The 18,597-nt window shown below is 51.4% G+C and carries 10 protein-coding genes; all 10 read left to right on the top strand.

The features are described from left to right. The first annotated feature begins 111 nt into the window (after window positions 1–111). Window positions 112–3,027, top strand: coding sequence for a ribonuclease E (gene rne, locus BGK46_RS10255; protein WP_175418651.1), 2,916 nt, complete (start codon window positions 112–114; stop codon window positions 3,025–3,027). A 238-nt stretch (window positions 3,028–3,265) separates the two neighbouring features. Then, entirely contained in the window at window positions 3,266–6,673 is a 3,408-nt protein-coding gene (locus tag BGK46_RS10250; RefSeq protein ID WP_069589092.1) for a response regulator, read from the top strand. 781 nt (window positions 6,674–7,454) lie between these two features. Further along, on the top strand, window positions 7,455–9,143 hold the full coding sequence (locus BGK46_RS10245; RefSeq protein WP_069589091.1) for an ABC transporter substrate-binding protein: 1,689 nt from the start codon (window positions 7,455–7,457) through the stop codon (window positions 9,141–9,143). An 83-nt stretch (window positions 9,144–9,226) separates the two neighbouring features. Continuing rightward, the gene (locus BGK46_RS10240; protein ID WP_046075428.1) at window positions 9,227–10,213 is read left to right on the top strand and encodes an ABC transporter permease; all 987 of its coding nucleotides are present in this window, start codon (window positions 9,227–9,229) and stop codon (window positions 10,211–10,213) included. Between the two features lies 1 nt (window position 10,214). After that, complete coding sequence (locus BGK46_RS10235) at window positions 10,215–11,243, top strand: ABC transporter permease (RefSeq protein WP_046075427.1); 1,029 nt, start codon at window positions 10,215–10,217, stop codon at window positions 11,241–11,243. Continuing rightward, on the top strand, window positions 11,240–12,226 hold the full coding sequence (locus BGK46_RS10230; RefSeq protein ID WP_069589089.1) for an ABC transporter ATP-binding protein: 987 nt from the start codon (window positions 11,240–11,242) through the stop codon (window positions 12,224–12,226). The genes BGK46_RS10235 and BGK46_RS10230 overlap by 4 nt, the downstream gene beginning before the upstream one ends. A gap of 27 nt (window positions 12,227–12,253) precedes the next feature. Beyond that, window positions 12,254–13,249 carry an ABC transporter ATP-binding protein gene (locus BGK46_RS10225; RefSeq protein ID WP_069589087.1) on the top strand — a complete coding sequence of 332 codons (996 nt, stop codon included), beginning with the start codon at window positions 12,254–12,256 and terminating at the stop codon, window positions 13,247–13,249. Window positions 13,250–13,269: 20 nt separating this feature from the next. Beyond that, entirely contained in the window at window positions 13,270–15,246 is a 1,977-nt protein-coding gene (locus BGK46_RS10220) for a glycoside hydrolase family 9 protein (protein WP_069589086.1), read from the top strand. Further along, entirely contained in the window at window positions 15,246–17,210 is a 1,965-nt protein-coding gene (locus BGK46_RS10215; protein WP_069589084.1) for a beta-N-acetylhexosaminidase, read from the top strand. Before BGK46_RS10220 ends, BGK46_RS10215 begins: the two co-directional genes overlap by 1 nt. Before the next feature lie 109 nt (window positions 17,211–17,319). Then, on the top strand, window positions 17,320–18,087 hold the full coding sequence (gene miaE, locus BGK46_RS10210; RefSeq protein ID WP_069589082.1) for a tRNA isopentenyl-2-thiomethyl-A-37 hydroxylase MiaE: 768 nt from the start codon (window positions 17,320–17,322) through the stop codon (window positions 18,085–18,087). The last annotated feature ends 510 nt before the right edge of the window (window positions 18,088–18,597 follow it).

The raw sequence follows: 18,597 nt of genomic DNA, 5'->3' as shown, positions 1-18,597 counted from the left end.
ATTTTCTCCAGCCGAGAGGCTGCACCATATCAGACTTGGGGTCAGGCAACATTGGCGACTGCTCTCGTCATCAACCGCTAATAACAACGATAAATAAATGAGAACAATCTGATGAAAAGAATGTTGATTAACGCAACTCAAAAGGAAGAGTTGCGCGTCGCATTGGTTGACGGTCAACGGCTGTACGATCTTGATATCGAAAGCCCTGGCCATGAATCGAAAAAAGCTAACATCTACAAAGGACGTATCACCCGTATTGAACCTAGCCTGGAAGCGGCATTTGTTGATTACGGCGCTGAACGACACGGTTTCCTCCCGCTAAAAGAAATCGCCCGCGAATACTTCCCTTCCGGTTATACCTATCAAGGCCGTCCTAACATCAAAGATGTGGTGAAAGAAGGTCAGGAAGTGATTGTCCAAGTGGACAAAGAAGAACGCGGTAACAAAGGCGCAGCACTGACGACCTTTGTCTCTCTAGCAGGTAGCTATTTGGTCTTGATGCCAAATAACCCGCGCGCCGGTGGCATTTCGCGTCGTATCGAAGGCGAAGAACGTAACCAGCTTAAAGAGGCCATGTCAGGTCTTGAATTACCGCAAGGTATGGGCCTGATTGTACGTACCGCTGGTGTCGGTAAATCGGCCGAAGAGTTAGAGTGGGACTTGAAAGTGCTACTCAACCACTGGCAAGCGGTTAAAGAAGCGGCATCATCCAACCCTGCCCCTTTCCTGATCCATCAAGAAAGTAACGTGATTGCACGTGCGATTCGTGACTACTTACGTCGCGATATTGGTGAGATCTTGATCGACAGCGAAAAAGTCTTCAAACGTGCGCAAGAACACATCCAGTTAATACGTCCAGACTTTGTCAGCCGTATCAAACTCTATGAAGGCGAAGTGCCGCTGTTCAGCCACTACCAAATTGAAAGCCAGATTGAGTCGGCCTTCCAACGCGAAGTTCGTCTCCCGTCAGGCGGCTCTATTGTCATTGACCCGACCGAAGCCTTGACGTCTATCGACATCAACTCGGCACGAGCCACCAAAGGCAGTGACATTGAAGAAACAGCGCTACAAACCAACCTAGAAGCCGCGGAAGAAATTGCTCGCCAGCTTCGCTTACGTGATTTGGGCGGTTTGGTGGTTATCGATTTCATCGATATGACGCCAGTGCGCCACCAACGTGAAGTGGAGAACAAACTACGTGATTCGGTTCGCATGGACCGTGCACGGGTACAAATTGGCCGTATCTCACGCTTTGGTCTATTGGAAATGTCACGCCAACGCTTGAGCCCGTCTCTCGCCGAAGCCAGCCACCATATTTGTCCACGCTGTAAAGGGACGGGTGTTATCCGTGACAACGAATCGCTTTCTTTGTCGATTCTGCGTCTCATGGAAGAAGAAGCCATGAAGGAAAACACAGCGCAAGTTCTGGGTATTGTCCCTGTGCCTGTCGCCTCTTACCTGCTTAACGAAAAGCGTCGGTCGGTACAACATATTGAGAAGTACCACAATGTCAAAGTGGTTGTGGTGCCAAACGCGGATCTGCAAACCCCACACTTCGATGTGGTGCGCATCCGTGGCGGCGAAGAAATGGCAAGCTTGTCGTACCACCTGCCAAGCCAGCTTGAGTCGCTAAAAGAAGCGGAAACGCGCGAAGAACCACAACAAGCGCGTCCGGCGAAAAAGCGTGAAGAACCTGTTTTACAAGGATTTGCCGCGCCAAGCTCACCAGCGCCAACCGCAAAGCCCGCCACCGAGACAGCACCTAAACAGCCAAGCCTGTTGGCCAAGTTGGGTAAGTTCTTGTTTGGCCTGTTTGCAAGTGATAACACGTCTGAGGCAACGCCAAGCCAAGCGAGCACGCCATCGAGCAACCGTCAATCGGGTTCGTCGACGCGTCAACAACGTAGCAAACGCGATCAAGGTGGACGTAACAAGCCTCGTCAAAATCAGGCCGCGCCGCAAAAAGACGAGCAAGATGATAACGCGCAAGATCGCAACCATAACAACAAGCCGCGCCGTAATAGCAAGTCGCAAGATGAGCGTCGCGACAATAACCGTAAAGGCAAGAAAAACCGTAACGAGAAACCAAAGTCAGCCCAAGCTGACAAGGTAGAAACGGCGAAGAAACAGCCTGAGAAAGCGGACAATAACGCGGATAACAAGGCAGAAAAAACGGAGAAGGTGAAACAACGTCGCCAACGCCGTAAGCTAAACCGCAGCGTGCGTGTCAACAAAGACCAGCCCGATGCTGTAACCGCATCTGCACAACCACAAGAACCGGCGAAAGGAAAAGATCTCCAACAAGTCGGTGCCGATGTGGCGCAGCAAGCCAAACAGCAACAAACAGACAACGGCCAAAGTCAGCAAGACAAGCCTGCACGTGAAGAGAAGCGCCGCAATCGTCGTTCTCCTCGTCACCTGCGTGCCAGCGGCCAACGTCGTCGTCGCCGTCCAATGGTGAAAAGCCCGATGCCACTCACCACCGGCATGTCCTCGCCAGAAATGGCGATGGGTAAAGTCTGGTCGGCCGAGCAACCTATCAAAGTAAAACAGGACCGTCGTCGCCAAGACAAACGCCAAGCCGCATCTGTGATTGCAAGCGGTGTTGCACGCCCTGAAATGGCGATGGGTAAAGTGATTGTGATGCGCACACCGAGTGTCGCCGCAACGCCAACGCCAGAGAAGAAGCCAGTCGTTGAGCCAGTGCCAACTACCCCTGTGGTTGAGGCTACGCCATCGGTAGCCGCATCACCGGCACCAGCGACCACGCCAGAACATGATCCAAATGTGGCCTTGGTGACGGAGAAAGTGATTGAGCGTGAAGCGGTTATCACAGCGCCTCAATCAACCATTCGTTATCGTCGCGCAACATCACCAATGATGAAAGCGCCTGCGCCAAACCAAGTGGTTGATCATGCGCCAGTGCGCATCGCCGCCTTTAAAGTGCCCAATGCCAACGCGAAAGCGGCTGGCGGCGCAGAAGCGCGAGCCGCGGCTCAAGCACCGGCAACCAAGCCTCAGTATTAAACCGATACTAACGCTTAAACGTGATGAGAAAGCCCCAGCAGCGCTGGGGCTTTTTTTTCAATAAAACCATTAACTATCGGGGAAAAGTGAGAAAAATGCGCCGATCCACACGCTTCTCGACCAACTTGCTTGTCAAAGCAAAAAAAGGAAGTAACGTCACTGTGTAGCATTCCTTCTGCCTGTTTAGCGTTGCAGACAGAATCATTAAATAGCTGCTTTAAGGACAAGGCTGTTGATCATGAGAAAGCTGTTTATCGCTCCCCCGTTTAAGCGCCTTCATCACACCTTGATGTTGGCTTTTCTCCTACTGAGCTTATTGCCTCTGATTCTCGTGGCACTTTTTTTCCTTAATGCTCACAGCAAGGATTTGCAAGAGCAAAGCACCGCACACCTACTTTCTATACGCGACAGCAAGCAACAACAAGTGCGTGATTACTTTGATGCTAAAGAATCTGAAGTGTTAGGGTTCGTCGCATCAGAGCTCGCCTATGCCAGTGGCGGCCACTTTTATGGTTTGGTCAACGCCTTCCGTAGCCTAGGTCCTGACATGGATTCCGCCCGGCAGTATGCACAAACTCGCTACCATCCCGGTTCAGGTCACGCGATAAAAACGCCCGTCAGCAAAGGTTCGCCGAACTACCCCGGTGTAGAACGCTACCGCTTACTGCACAAACGTTATCATCGCGCCTATTTGGCACTATTGGCACGTGCAGACTTTGACGATCTGCTACTCGTCGATAAACAAGGTAATGTCACCTATTCAGTCAAAAAGCATTCGAACTATGGGACCAACTTATTGACGGGCCCTTACCAAGATACCGAGCTGGGTCACACCTTTGCCGCACTAAAGCGCCAAGATAGGCAGGTGAAAGGTAAGCGCGATCCTCACCCTAATGTCGTAATGTCAGACTTTGCCCAAGATCCGGATGGCAACGCCTATGCATGGCTCGGCGCCCCCATTATTCAGCAAGGCTACCTGCACAGTTATGCCTTGTTTCGGCTTCCCAATCACGCGCTGACCGCGTTAATGACCCCTTCCTCTTCATCCGACATTCAAACCTTGTTAGTCGGAGACGATCTGCAAGTACGTGGCCATTCATCTAACCCAGAGACGATTGCCAACAGTCTGGCAGTGATTGAAAAGGCACTGGATAATCACACAGGGGTTGAACGCTATGACAATGCGTCCGGCGACACCATGCTGGCGGCCTTTGCACCTATCTCAACCCATGGCTTGCATTGGGCGCTTGTCGCCGAAGTGCCTATCGACATTGCATTTGCGAGAGTTCGCCAACTCGAACAACTGTTCGTCGTAGCGATGCTGTTGGCCGGCTTTGCCGTGTTGGTCGCATCGAACAGTATGTCGAATTTTATTACTCGTCCTTTGTTGCAGCTGACATGGGCCGCAGAGAAAGTGAGTGCGGGAGATCTGGATACCAAAATTCACCATACGCGTCGGCATGATGAAATTGGGCGGTTGGCGGTCAGCTTTTCTCGTATGCGGCGCGCTATCCGTGAAAAGCTTCAGCTTATCCACCAGCAAAATCAAACACTTGAACAAAGTTTGGCCACAATTCAAGAGCAAAACCAAGAGTTGCAGCTGGCTAACAAGCTCAAAGACGAATTTCTGGCTACCACCTCGCATGAATTACGCACGCCTTTGCATGGCATGATTGGGATTGCCGACGCCTTGATCGCTGGTGCGAATGGTCCAATTAGTCGTGATCACCAATACCAGCTTTCGATCATTGTTAACAGCGGCCAACGATTGGCGAAATTAGTCGATGATCTGCTCGATTATCATAAAATGCGCTATGGCCAGCTCTCGCTTGAAAACGAAGCGGTCGATATCACCAGCCTAGCGCGTCTTGTACTTTCTTTGGCTGAACATCTTAAAAAAGATAAGCCCATCCGTATCATCAATCAGCTCCCCTCGTCCTCTTTGTGGGTCTGTGCCGATACCCAGCGCCTTGAGCAAGTGATGTATAACCTGATTGGTAATGCAGTTAAGTTTACCGATGCCGGTAAGATAGTATTGAGTGCCGAAAAAATTGATGACAGGGTTCGCATTCAGTTAGTCGATACCGGGCAAGGGATCCCGCCCGAGCAACTGAACGTGATCTTTGAGCCACTCACTCAAGCGGTCAGTGACCACTACCACTACCACTATCAGCATGGTGCCGGGTTGGGCTTGTCGATCACACGTCAGCTAATTGAGCTTATGGGCGGTCAGCTTTATGTAAGCAGTCAGCCACAAATCGGTACCACATTTAGTTTTACCTTACCCGCGACCCAAACACCTGACGAACCAGTTGTTCATTTACCCCATGACGAGCAGCCTTCTCCCCTCTGGCAACCCCTTACCCCACAGGACGTCGAGAATAAGGAGCACGCTGCCACTGTGACTTGCGATGATGGCTTACTGATCTTGGTGGTTGATGACGAACCCACCAATCAGCAAGTATTAACCAGCTTTTTACAAATGGAAGGTTATCGGGTTATTACCGCTAGCGATGGCGAAAGCGCGTTACAACAGGTCGAAAAAGAACGTCCCGCGCTGGTATTGCTCGATATACTCATGCCCGGGATGAGTGGCTTTGAAGTTTGTGAACGATTACGCCAGCAGTATCATCATGGGGCGCTTCCCATCATTATGCTCACGGCACTTAATCAACCCGATGACCGCATTCATGGCTTTAACGTGGGTGCCAATGACTACTTGAGTAAACCGTTTAATAAGCAAGAACTTGCCGCACGTATTGCCACGCATCTTACCGCCTGTGATGCCGAACGACGTCAGAAAGAAAATCAGCGATTGGAAGCCGCATTAGCGCAAAGTGCTGAGCGACAGGCGAGCCTACTTGAAACCCAGTCATGGCTAATTTCACAATTATCCCTCGCCCCTGAAGCGATTATCGGGGCAGGCAGCGATGGTCAAATCCGCTTTGCCAATGCGTCTGCCGCTACGTTATTTCAACAGCAAGATGCCAATCTCAAACGTATGCATAGTCATGCCCTGATCCACGAACCGGATGAGAGTCAACAGCTCGAACGCTATCAAGGTAAGTTGACTGTCTATATCGGCGACCAGCATCGTGACCTAGAAGGGATGATTTTGCGTTTCCCGACGGCTTCTGAAATCACCACCTTATATGTGATGAACAGTGATACACCCGTCTCGCTGGCACGGATCCAAAGTTTAGAAAGTGCGATTGAGGCTTTGTCTGGCTATGCGTTCCGTGGTGATACGCGCCAACTGGATAAATTAAAAGCCATGGGCGGTGAGTTTGAAGCCTTAGTGAGCCAAGCTCAGAGCCAGCAAGAGGATAAAGCGCAAGCGCGCCGACAACTCATTGTCGATGCGATGGTGGCTGGGCTTGAGTACTGGGAAAAAACGACAGGCAAGAGTAAGTTCGACTTCGCCGAGCAAAGCGGACTGTGGCGGGTATACCTCGACCGCAGTAGCCTGCAAACGCGCACATTGGATAAATACTTATTGTTGGAAACCTTACCCAAAACACCGAGATGGCGCACAGTACTCAGCTCTATTCGCTACATCCTTGACCACTGTGACAAACACAATACCGATCGTACTCAGTTAGAGGCCTACTACCGACAGCTGCGTCAGCTGTTGCTAGAAGACTGACGCAACCTGTACCACCTTCTCCCCAACGTGCCTCTCCTATTGAGGACAGGCACTTTTCTCTTTCCTTACCCAATAAGCAATTAATCAGGACAGACACTTTAAATATTCAGACTCTATACATTTAAAGTGCCTGTCCCATTAAGCACTCATTTAAAGTGCCTGTCCCATTAAGCACTCCAACAAAAGCAACAAAAGTGTCTGTCCCCATAAATCTAAAGTGCCTGTCCCAACAAGGATTCACCAACCTACGAGATAATAATTCACGCAAATAAACGGGGGCTTTGATGCCGATATCAGTCCAAGCCTGAGCGATAGTTGGAGCTAAAAACCAAGATTGTGGGGGGTATCACAACAAAACGGCAAGATTAAATTCTTGATTAAAAATAAGCTCAAAGAAACATGTGACATGTGTCGCCCTTGAGAAGGTAACAAATAAGTCATTGATATTTATTGGTATAATCTAGTTCCGTTTCTGGTTTTTATCTCAGAAGAGAAAGCGAGTCAGAATACATCTTCAATTTATCCCGATCGATTTTAACGGTTTTAACGTCATGAAAGTGGTTTTTTACGATTTTAACGATTAATGGCGTTGCGAGGCGTTCTATCGGCATGCTTATTTGAAGAGGTTCACTGGTCGCTGTGTTATCGATTGCTGATGTATACGATGACCAGACAACAGACAACTAGATGCCGGTGCATCGGCAAGCTTGAGCTCGCGAAGGTTGTAAGCAACGAGCTCACTATCCATCACGTGAACTGAAAGCAACAGTAAGGAATGGCTATGTTTTCGAGTAACATTAGATTTGCCAGCAAGACCCTACTTGCCTCTGCAATTATTGGTGCGCTGAGCGCAAGTGCTGGCGTCAGTGCCGCCGAGCGCAGTGAGCTCACTATCCACCCGAAAGAATTCAATACCTTTGTCCGTAACTTTAACCCTTTCCTTGGCGCCACCTATCTGCACACAACCACTGATTTCGTCTATGAGCCCTTAGTGGTGTTTAACGAAATGAAAGGCAACCAGCCTGTCTTTCGTATCGCGAGTGGCTATGAAATGGCGGATGACCTGAAAAGTGTCACCTTCACTCTTCGTGAAGGGGTGAAATGGTCAGACGGTGAGGCCTATACCGCCGATGATGTGGTGTATTCATTTGATTTGGTCAAAAACCACCCTGAACTCGATCAGTCTGGGATTAATAAATGGATTGATGATGTAAAAAAAGTTGACGACTATACCGTCCGCTTTGAACTCACCGAGGCCAATTCCAATGTGCCGTATGAGATCGTCAAAGTGCCAGTGGTGCCCGAGCACGTATGGAAAAACATCGAAGACCCAGCATCTTACACCAACGAGAACCCAGTAGGCTCTGGCCCCTTCACCACCATCGATACCTTCACATCACAGCTCTATATTCAATGTCGTAACCCCTATTATTGGGACAACGACAACCTCGATGTTGACTGTCTGCGCGTGCCGCAAATTGCCAATAACGACCAGTTTTTAAGTAAAGTGATCAGTGGCGAAATGGACTGGACCTCCTCGTTTATTCCTGACATTGACCGCACCTATGCAGCCGCCAACCGAAACCATCACTATTGGTATCCTGCCGCCGGCACCCAAGCCTTTATGATCAACTTTAATGACCCAGACCCTGCCAAGCGTGAAGCGCTAACCAATGTCGACTTCCGTCGTGCATTCTCGATGGCGCTGGACCGTCAAACCATCATTGATATCGCATTTTATGGCGGTGGTACGGTAAACGACTTCGCGTCTGGCTTAGGTTATGCCTTTGAGTCTTGGTCCGACGAAGCGGTGCATGAAAAATATCGCCAATACAATACGTACGATCTAGACGGCGCCAAAGCACTGCTTGCGAAAGCCGGCTTTAAAGATCAAGACGGCGATGGCTTTGTGGAAACGCCATCAGGTAAGTCGTTTGAGCTCGAGATCCAATCTCCCAATGGCTGGACCGACTTCAACAACACCGTTCAGCTTGCGGTTGAGCAACTTGCCGAGGCCGGCATCAAAGCCAAGGCACGTACGCCTGATTTCTCAGTGTATAACCAAGCGATGCTTGAAGCCGACTACGACGTCGCCTACACCAACTACTTCCACGGTGCGGACCCTTACACCTATTGGAATAGCGCGTATAACTCCAACCTACAGAAAGGGGATGGCATGCCGCGGTTCGCGATGCATTATTACCAAAATGCTGAGCTCGACAAGCTGTTAGACAGCTTCTACAAAACCGCGGATAAAGCCGAGCAACTGGAAATTGCCCACCAAATCCAAGCGATTATCGCCAAGGATCAGGTCACCATTCCGGTGCTTTCTGGTGCACAAATGTATCAATACAACACAACCCGCTTCACCGGTTGGTGGAACGAAGACAATCCGAAGGGTCGCCCCTCTATCTGGGCCGGCATTCCTGAGCGTCTTCTTCACGTGCTGGACCTTAAGCCCGTCCAGTAACCACTATCGGGCGCCTTGCGCGCCCGCTTTTCCACGGTGTTCACGCCACGAACATCACCACTTCGCTGTGTAAGGTGTGGGTTATGGGTTATTTTTTCCGACGGCTAACTTTTTACATGATTGCCCTTTTAGTGGCAGCAACACTCAATTTTATTATTCCTCGTGCCATGCCCGGTGATCCTGTCACCATGATGTTTGCCAACGCCTCGGTGCAAGTCACTCCAGAGCGAATTGAGGCAATGAAACAACTGCTGGGCTTTGTCGATGGCCCCCTCTATATGCAGTATTTCACCTACATGAAAAACGTGCTGAGCTGGGATTTAGGCACTTCCATCCAATTTTATCCGTTGTCGGTTAACGAGCTCCTCGGCAAAGCCTTTGGCTGGTCACTGTTTCTCGCCGGCAGTGCGGTGCTGCTGTCGTTCTCGCTGGGCTCGATTTTGGGCATTTTTGCCGCTTGGAAGCGCGGCGGTAAATACGATGCTGTGATCACCCCAGGCATGCTGATTATCCAAGCGGTGCCTCAAGTGGTTATCGCGATGCTGGCGCTGTTTATTTTCGCCATTGGGCTGAAATGGTTTCCAACCGGATACGCCTACACGCCAGGCGTGACCCCAGACTGGACCAGCTGGACCTTTATTAAGGATGTGGCCTATCACGCTGTACTCCCACTTTTTTGTGCCTCCATCATTCAAGTAGGCGGTTTTTTGGTCAACATGCGTAACAACATGATTAACCTGCTTGCGGAAGACTACATCACCATGGCTCGCGGCAAAGGGTTAAGCGAAAACCGCGTGGTGTTTAACTATGCGGCGCGGAACGCGCTCTTACCCAGTGTCACCGCGCTATCGATGTCGCTGGGTATTGCCATCGGGGGCCAACTGATTGTGGAAATCATTTTTAACTACCCCGGTCTTGGCTCGGTGCTTTTGAATGCGATCAACGCGCGCGACTATCAAGTTCTACAAGGCCAGCTACTGATTATGACCTTGTTTATGCTCTCGTTTAACTTAATTGCTGACATGCTGTACGTGGTCCTTGACCCACGCCTGCGCAAAGGAGGCAAATAATATGAAAGATCTCCTCACGCTTATCGTGCGCAATAAGATTGCCCGCGCCGGTTCCATCATTGTTGGCCTATTTATATTGATGGCGGTCTTCGCGCCGTTGTTGACCCAGCATGCGCCAGACAAACGCACGGGTAACCCGCATGAATACCCCAGCTTTATCGTCAAAGCGGCGCAAGCCAACCCAGACGGCTGGGTCGCCACACACTTAGCGGATGATCGTCGCACCCTACTGATGTCGAAAAAGGCCGACCATGTCCTTGGCACTACCCGTATGGGCCGCGATGTCTGGTCACAGTTGGTACATGGCGCCCGAGTTTCGTTGGCGGTGGGTTTTGGGGCTGGCATCACCGTGTGTGTCCTCGCCACCTTAATCGGCATTACCGCCGGCTATTTAGGCGGTTGGGTTGACGATGTGCTCACCGCCGCAATGAATATTATGTTGGTGATCCCGCAATACCCGCTCTTGTTCGTGCTCGCCGCGTTTATCGGCGAAGCCGGACCGCTGACGATCGCCATCATTATTGGCTGTACCTCCTGGGCTTGGGGAGCACGGGTGGTTCGCTCACAAACCCTTGCCCTGCGCGAAAAAGAGTTCGTGAAAGCCGCCGAAGTGCTGGGTGAATCGCGCTTTCGTATCACCTTTGTCGAGATCTTGCCTAACCTCGTGCCCATTGTTGGTGCTAGCTTTATTGGCTCGGTGATGTATGCCATTGCCATGGAGTCGATTATCTCTTTCTTGGGCCTTGGCGATCCCAACACCATCAGCTGGGGGATCATGCTCTACAACGTACAAACCTCCTCATCCATGCTGATTGGCGCTTGGTGGGAGCTACTCGCGCCTTGTATTGCGCTGACCTTACTGGTGACGGGGCTTGCGTTACTCAACTTCGCGGTGGATGAAATTGCCAACCCGCAATTACGTGCGCAAAAAGGGATGAAACGCTGGAAAAAACTCAGCCAACAAGAAAAGAAAGCCCGCGACGAGAATCCCGTTGCCGAACACATGCTGATCAGTGGAGATAAATCATGAGTCGCACCCCACTTATCTCAATCCGTGACCTGTGCGTCGACTACATTACCGATGCCGGTGATGTCCGAGCCTGCGATCACGTCAGTTTTGACATTGCCCCCGGTGAAGTATTCGGCCTGGCTGGCGAATCGGGGTGCGGTAAATCCACCGTTGCCTTTTCGCTGATGCGCCTGCATAAGCCACCTGCCTTTATCACCGGCGGCGAAGTCATCTTTAACGGCGAGAATACCCTCGATTACAGCGACGCTCGGATGCGCGACTTTCGCTGGCGCGAGATGTCGATGGTGTTTCAAAGCGCCATGAATGCCCTCAACCCAGTGCTGACGCTCGAAGAGCAGTTTTGCGATGTGCTGATGCGCCACACCAACCTGACCCGCAAACAGGCGGTGAAGCGGGCTCAAGGCTTGCTAGAAATTGTCGATATTCATCCCAGCCGTCTGACCGATTATCCGCATCAGTTTTCGGGCGGGATGCGTCAACGCTTGGTAATTGCCATTGCACTGGCCCTCAACCCGAAAATGATCATCATGGATGAGCCCACCACGGCATTAGATGTGGTGGTGCAACGCGAGATCTTGCAAAAAATCTACGCGTTAAAAGAAGAGTTTGGCTTTTCGATTCTGTTTATCACCCATGATTTATCGCTCATGGTCGAGTTTTCCGATCGGATTGGGATCATGTATTCCGGTGAGCTGATTGAGGTCGCGCCGTCCAAACAGGTGCTCAACAATCCCTACCACCCTTACACCGAAGGACTAGGCAGCTCATTCCCCTCACTCACCGGACCTAAGCGCCAGCTCACTGGGATCCCAGGCAACCCGCTCAACTTGCTCGAAATCCCAACCGGCTGCCGCTTTCAAGCGCGCTGTGCTCAGGTGCATGAGCGGTGTCGAACCACGCAAACGGCGCTGCGCCAAATCGAACCGGGCCGGTATTCCAACTGCCATCTATACGGCGAGCCCATCGCCCAACAAAAACTCTAATAACGCGCCAATGTGAGGAAGTCAGTGATGAGTACAGGTTTTGGAGAACTGCTGGTTGAAGGGAAAAACGTGGTGAAAGATTTTCCCATTAACAGTCATGCCCTTAAACAACCCATGATGCGAGCGATCAATGATGTCTCGTTCAAAATGTACAAAGGCCGTGGACTTGCCGTGGTGGGTGAGTCGGGCTCGGGCAAATCAACCACCGCGAAAATGATCGCAAAAATGTACGCCCCGACCGACGGCTGCATTGAATATCGGAGCCGCGATATTACCACCATTAAAAAACGTGATGAGCTGATGCGCTATCGCGAAGGCCTGCAAATGGTCTGGCAAGACCCTTTTGGCTCGCTCAACCCCACGCATAATGTGTTTCACCATATTGCGCGCCCGTTATTGATCCACAAAAAAGTCGCCAAGCGCGATAAAGCTCAGTTGAAAGAGCGGGTGTTCGAGCTGCTCGAGCAAGTGGGCCTGACTCCGGCCAAAGAAACGGCGGAGAAATTCCCCCATCAGCTGTCGGGCGGTCAACGTCAGAGGATAAACCTAGCGCGAAACATCGCCGTGGGCGCGGAAGTGGTACTCGCCGACGAGCCGACCTCGATGCTGGATGTGTCGATTCGTGCCGGTGTGCTTAACCTCATGGAAGAGATGAAAGTGGAGAAGCAAATGTCGCTGCTCTACATCACCCATGATATCGCCACCGCGCGCTACATTGCCGAAGACTTGGCGGTGATGTACGTCGGCCATATGGTCGAATGGGGAGACACCGAAGAGATTATTCACCATCCCCAACACCCTTATACCCAGCTGTTGGTCTCGGCCGTACCCGACCCGAGCAAGTCTATTCACGAAAAACTAAAGGGCAACAAGGGTGAAATTCCTCTGTGGACGCCGGATTCTGTCGGCTGCCCTTTTGCTGGCCGCTGCCCACATGCGACGGCCAAATGCACTGAGCAGTTACCCGGCGTGACCAAGCTCGCCGACAACCACTATGTGCGCTGCTATTTGTACGAGCAATAGCGACCAATAAGGATACCATCATGCAAGTGCTGACCAATCACATTGGCTACTCGTTACACGGTGACAAATACGCGGTGATCGTCAGTGACAGCGACCGCCTCACCGGCACGCCCGTGGCACTGATTTCTCTGCCCCCTCTTAGGGGGACAGGCACATTTAACACTGCCGATAAAACTGCCTCCCCTTCTGGGGACAGACACTTTAACGATGCCGCAGAACATGCAAAAAAAAGTACCGGGACAGACACTTTTGTTGGTGGGACAGACACAGCACCACTCGATAACGTGGTCGCGCAGTTTGCATTACAGCAAGGCACACAGTTAAACAACTGGCAGATAGGCACGGCTTATACCCTCGATTTTTCTGCCTTTGCACATCGCGGACGCTATCAACTCATGCTGTTAACAGACACACCTGTATATTCCCATCCGTTTGAGATAAGGGATAATTGTCTGTTTCACACCACGTTCTCTGATCTGCTCCATTACTTTAAATCGCAGCGGTGTAGCGGTATCTACGAGCACGCGGATCAGCGCGCCAAGGTATTTGGCTCTGATGAACGCATGGATGTGTCCGGCGGTTGGTACGATGCCTCTGGCGATGTGAGCAAATACCTGAGCCACCTTTCCTATGCCAATTACTTCAATCCGCAACAAATCCCGCTGTTGGCTTGGGGGCTGGCCGATCTTACCAGCCAGTTTAACTCGGACACGCTGCCCGCGTTTGTGCACACGCGCTTAGCCGATGAAGCGAAACACGGCGCCGATTTTCTTCTCCGTATGCAACACCCCAGTGGCTTCTTTTACATGACGGTGTTTGATCAATGGTCGAAAGACCCGGAGCGCCGCACCCTTTGCGCTTACGCGACGCAAGATGGCGTGATGAGTGAGGCTTACCAAGCCGGTTTTCGGCAAGGCGGCGGCATGGCGATTGCTGCCCTTGCCGCCGCAAGCCGAGCCCCGCTTTACGCGGAGCCAGACCAACAAACACGCTATTTAGACGCCGCCATTCGCGGCTACTGGCATTTGGTTGAACATAACCACCGTTATCTTGATGACGGTGAGCCAAACATTATTGACGAAACCTGCGCTCTTCTCGCCGCATGCGAGTTACATCACGCCACTCGGCAGTCTACCGGGGAGCAATCTACCGGGGACAGTCACGCTTATTTAATGGGACAGGCACCTTTAGGTTCTGGGGACAGACACATTAGTGCGAACGGTGACTGTCCCTTTTTGAGCGAGGCTCGAGGCTGGATGCAAAAGCTGGTCGCACGGCAGTGCAGTGATGAAACCTGTCAGTATTATTGGTCGGCAAATGCTGATGGGAGTCGCCCGTTTTACCATGCCGCCGATGCGGGTCTGCCCGGGTTGGCATTAGTTCGCTACCTCGATGTGGAAACCGACCCCAGCCATCAAGCTATTGCACAAACAGCCCTGGAACGCGCCTGCCAGTTTGAGCTCAACCTAACACAAACCGCTGATAATCCATTCGCGTATCCGCGTCAGTACGTCAAACCCGTCGATGGCGTCAAACAGGTGCGTCATTTTATTCCTCACCACAATGAAACCGGCTATTGGTGGCAAGGCGAGAATGCACGCTTGGGATCACTGGCGACTTTTGCGTGTCATGCCACACGCCATATTCATGACGATACGCTGAATACTGCCCTCCAGACCTTTAGCCAACGGGCGCTTAATTGGATCCTCGGTTTAAACCCATTTGACATCTGTATGCTCGATGGACATGGCCACAACAACCCAGATTACCTACCGCACTTGGGCTTTTTTAATGCCAAAGGGGGGATCTGCAATGGCATTACTTCAGGAATGGAGGATGAAACACAGATTGCATTCAACCCCGCGCCAAATTGCGATGATATGGCGCAAAACTGGCGATGGGGCGAGCAGTGGTTGCCACATGCAAGCTGGTTTATGCTCGCCATCAGTGCGCAAACACTGATTGGCAACGGCCACTCGAACAAGGAGAACGCGTGATGACTTACCGCCTCGATCTTAGTGTGATCAACGAGTATCCCAATGACACCCCGCCGCGCAGCCGAATGGGGTTAACCTTACATAACCTCACCGACCGTTCGTTGGAAGCGCTGTCCATTGCGGTACTGTTTGATCGCTTCATCAACCCCAATACCCTGTCACAAGGCAGTATTGAGCAAGTTGGCAGCTATTGCGTCATTACACCGGCACATCAAACTCTCGATGCCAATCAAAGCTTATACATCGAGTTTGATGCCCACACGCCGCCATTGCGGTTTCTTTGTGCGGGCTTTAAAGATGCACTGCTCTATGCCAATGGCGAGCAATATTCAGTGATGCTCACTCCCATTAACTTGGCACACACTCATACCACACGATCAACGATTCCAGATGTTCATCCCGCCGAGCACGCCATTATTCCGGTGCCCAAATCGGTGCGCCACCAGCCAGGATACTTTACGCTTTCACCCACAACACCGTTAATCGCGGTGGATTCACAGGCCCTTCCCGCCGCGCAGTGGCTAAGCAACGAATGGGTTCGCATGTATCCGCAAGCTGATATTGCACTCGACCCGCGCCACCAAGATGCAGTCACTGGCGATCATGCTATTATCTTACGGCCTTTACCCGACTCGGCACTTCGAGATATCGCACACCGTGATGAGGCCTATCAGCTCACCGTCACCGACCAAGGCGTGGTCATCCAAGCCTGTGCTGAGCGCGGGTTTATTCACGGCTGCGCATCGCTGTTACAACTTTGCCAAGAGCAAAACACACAGCTTCGAATACCGGCAATCAAAATCAGCGATGCACCACGCTTTGCTTACCGAGGGATGATGCTCGATTGCGCGCGCCATTTTCATTCGGTGGACACGGTAAAGCGACTGATTAACCAGTTAGCCTATTTTAAGTTCAATACCTTTCACTGGCATTTAACCGACGATGAAGGCTGGCGACTGGAGATTAAAGCCCTGCCTGAATTGACGCGCTATGGGAGTCAACGCGGCCCCAATACCCGCCTTGCCCCGCAATTCAGTCATATTGCAGAACGTCACGAAGGTTATTATCGCCAAGAAGACGTACGTGACGTGATTGAATACGCCGCAGCCCGCGGTATTACCGTCATTCCAGAAGTTGATATTCCCGGTCACTGTCGCGCAGCCATCAAAGCACTGCCTGATTGGCTACACGATGCCGACGACCGCTCTACTTACCGTAGCGTACAACACTACACCGATAACGTATTATCGCCAGCCCTCGATGGCACGTATAGATTTTTAGATACGGTATTAAGTGAAGTCGCCGAGCTTTTTCCTGCCTCATGGGTCCATATTGGTGCCGATGAAGTCCCTGACGGGGTATGGACCGATAGCCCAATTTATCGGGACAGACGCATGAACGGAGAAACGACCGCTTCGCTACAGGGGCAGATACTGACCTACGCAGAGCAAAAGCTACGCGCCTTGGGCAAACGTATGGTTGGCTGGGAAGAAGTGCAGCACGGCGATAAAGTCAGCAAAAACACCGTGATCTATTCATGGCAAAGCGAAGACGCCGCATTACATTGTGCGCAGCATGGCTTTGATGTGATTTTAACCCCCGGTCAGGCGACCTATCTCGATATGGTGCAAGATTATGCTGCCACCGAGCCTGGCCTCGACTGGGCGGGCGTCACGCCATTAGAGAAAGCCTACCAATATGAGCCGCTGGCAAGTCTTGCCAGTGACGACCCCGCCCGTGAGCATATGCTAGGCGTGCAATGTGCACTCTGGAGTGAACTGATCACCAATCAGGACAGGCTCGATTACATGGTATTTCCAAGACTTACCGCCATTGCAGAAGCGGCTTGGAGCCACAGTGAGCGCCGTGACTGGCTCGATTATCTGGCCAGACTCAAAGCGCAGTTACCGCGTTTAGACAAGTTCGGTATTCAATACCGTTCCCCTTGGGCATCGAACAAGTAGGCCGAATTCGCCCACCTGGCAGCGCCTCCTGCGCTGCCAGCTCTTTGCGCTCGCATCCCATCTGTTTATAATGCCCAGCCATTGTTGTCAGTCTGAGAGTGTTTCCGGCATGCTACGCCAAGAAATTAATACCCTACTCACCCCTATTCATGGTTTTCTGCACTGTCAAACCCCCGACAGTTGGATTGACGCGGCCATTCAGCCTGACAATCAATCGATTCTTTTACGCGATCACGCAAACTGCGAATTAAAAGCCAGCCAAACCGCGATGTGGTTGATCCGTAAATATGCGGTTGACGCAGCGAGTGGCGAGCAACTGCTAGCATGGGCCAAACCCTATGAAGACTTTGTCTATCGCGGCGTTCGCGATGGGATCTTCCACGCGCGCAAAAACGGTCTCAGTGCGCCTTTAACCCCTAAAGCGGGGTTTGCCCACGGCCAAGCCTTGATTGATAAAATGATCCGGTTAATCAAAGAAGAGTTTCATCACTTTGAGCAAGTGATTGAAATCATGGACGCACGCGGCATTCCTTATCAACCGTTAGAAGCAGGTCGCTACGCCAAAGGGTTAATGCGTGCGGCACGCACTCACGAGCCGGCAACCTTGGTCGACAAACTGATTATTGGTGCCTACATTGAAGCACGCTCCTGCGAGCGCTTTGCCAAAGTCGCCCCACATCTTGATGATGAACTGCAAAAGTTCTACATCTCGCTACTGCGCTCGGAAGCACGCCATTATCAAGATTACCTCACGCTTGCAGAAACCATCGCCGGCGGAGACATTCGCGACCGCATTCAAGCCATCGGCGAGCGCGAAGCCGAGTTGATCCAAGCGCCCGACAGCCAATTCCGCTTTCATAGCGGCGCCCCTGCTTAGCTTCTTCTTATAGGGACAGGCACTTGTTATTTCTCGCGAGGACAGTTTCCTGCCAGGACAGACACCTTTACGCATCCATAATTGATTTCTAGCGAGGACAGTCACCTCTTGATGACTATCCTCGTCGTTTTTCTCCAACGTTCGAACCTTTTCCCCTATCAGGACAGGCACTCTGTAGTGACTGTCCCTGTTATGACTTCCTACGCCATCACTACTCACTATTCTCGAGAAGTACTTCTTGGGACAGACATGTTAAGAAAATAACAACTCTCATAATTACACCACTTCTTGCACTGTCACCAAAACTCTAGCTAGAAAAGATGAAGACTGTTCATTTATGGCTCTTCATCGTTCATGGTGGAAAGTCATATCAAGCCCCCCAAAATAGAACAGTATCGCTGTCTTGAACCGTTGTTTGTTTCTCCCGCCTTTGGCTCTCCTCTCTCATCTCTTGTCTGCCCCCTCTCCTCTCCTCTCTCCCCCCCTTTTCAACCCCCTCTTCTTGCCCCG

The sequence above is a fragment of the Salinivibrio sp. SS2 genome, from assembly GCF_001722075.1.
Lineage (GTDB): Bacteria > Pseudomonadota > Gammaproteobacteria > Enterobacterales > Vibrionaceae > Salinivibrio > Salinivibrio proteolyticus.
This window is presented reverse-complemented; position numbering and strand designations above follow the sequence as displayed.

Bases quoted from the DNA above. Each gene is read 5' to 3' on its own strand.
- BGK46_RS10245 (WP_069589091.1), top strand. From the start codon at position 7,455: ATGTTTTCGAGTAACATTAGATTTGCCAGCAAGACCCTACTTGCCTCT.
- BGK46_RS10240 (WP_046075428.1), top strand. From the start codon at position 9,227: ATGGGTTATTTTTTCCGACGGCTAACTTTTTACATGATTGCCCTTTTA.
- BGK46_RS10225 (WP_069589087.1), top strand. From the start codon at position 12,254: ATGAGTACAGGTTTTGGAGAACTGCTGGTTGAAGGGAAAAACGTGGTG.
- BGK46_RS10230 (WP_069589089.1), top strand. From the start codon at position 11,240: ATGAGTCGCACCCCACTTATCTCAATCCGTGACCTGTGCGTCGACTAC.
- BGK46_RS10250 (WP_069589092.1), top strand. From the start codon at position 3,266: ATGAGAAAGCTGTTTATCGCTCCCCCGTTTAAGCGCCTTCATCACACC.
- miaE (WP_069589082.1), top strand. From the start codon at position 17,320: ATGCTACGCCAAGAAATTAATACCCTACTCACCCCTATTCATGGTTTT.
- BGK46_RS10220 (WP_069589086.1), top strand. From the start codon at position 13,270: ATGCAAGTGCTGACCAATCACATTGGCTACTCGTTACACGGTGACAAA.
- BGK46_RS10235 (WP_046075427.1), top strand. From the start codon at position 10,215: ATGAAAGATCTCCTCACGCTTATCGTGCGCAATAAGATTGCCCGCGCC.
- BGK46_RS10215 (WP_069589084.1), top strand. From the start codon at position 15,246: ATGACTTACCGCCTCGATCTTAGTGTGATCAACGAGTATCCCAATGAC.
- rne (WP_175418651.1), top strand. From the start codon at position 112: ATGAAAAGAATGTTGATTAACGCAACTCAAAAGGAAGAGTTGCGCGTC.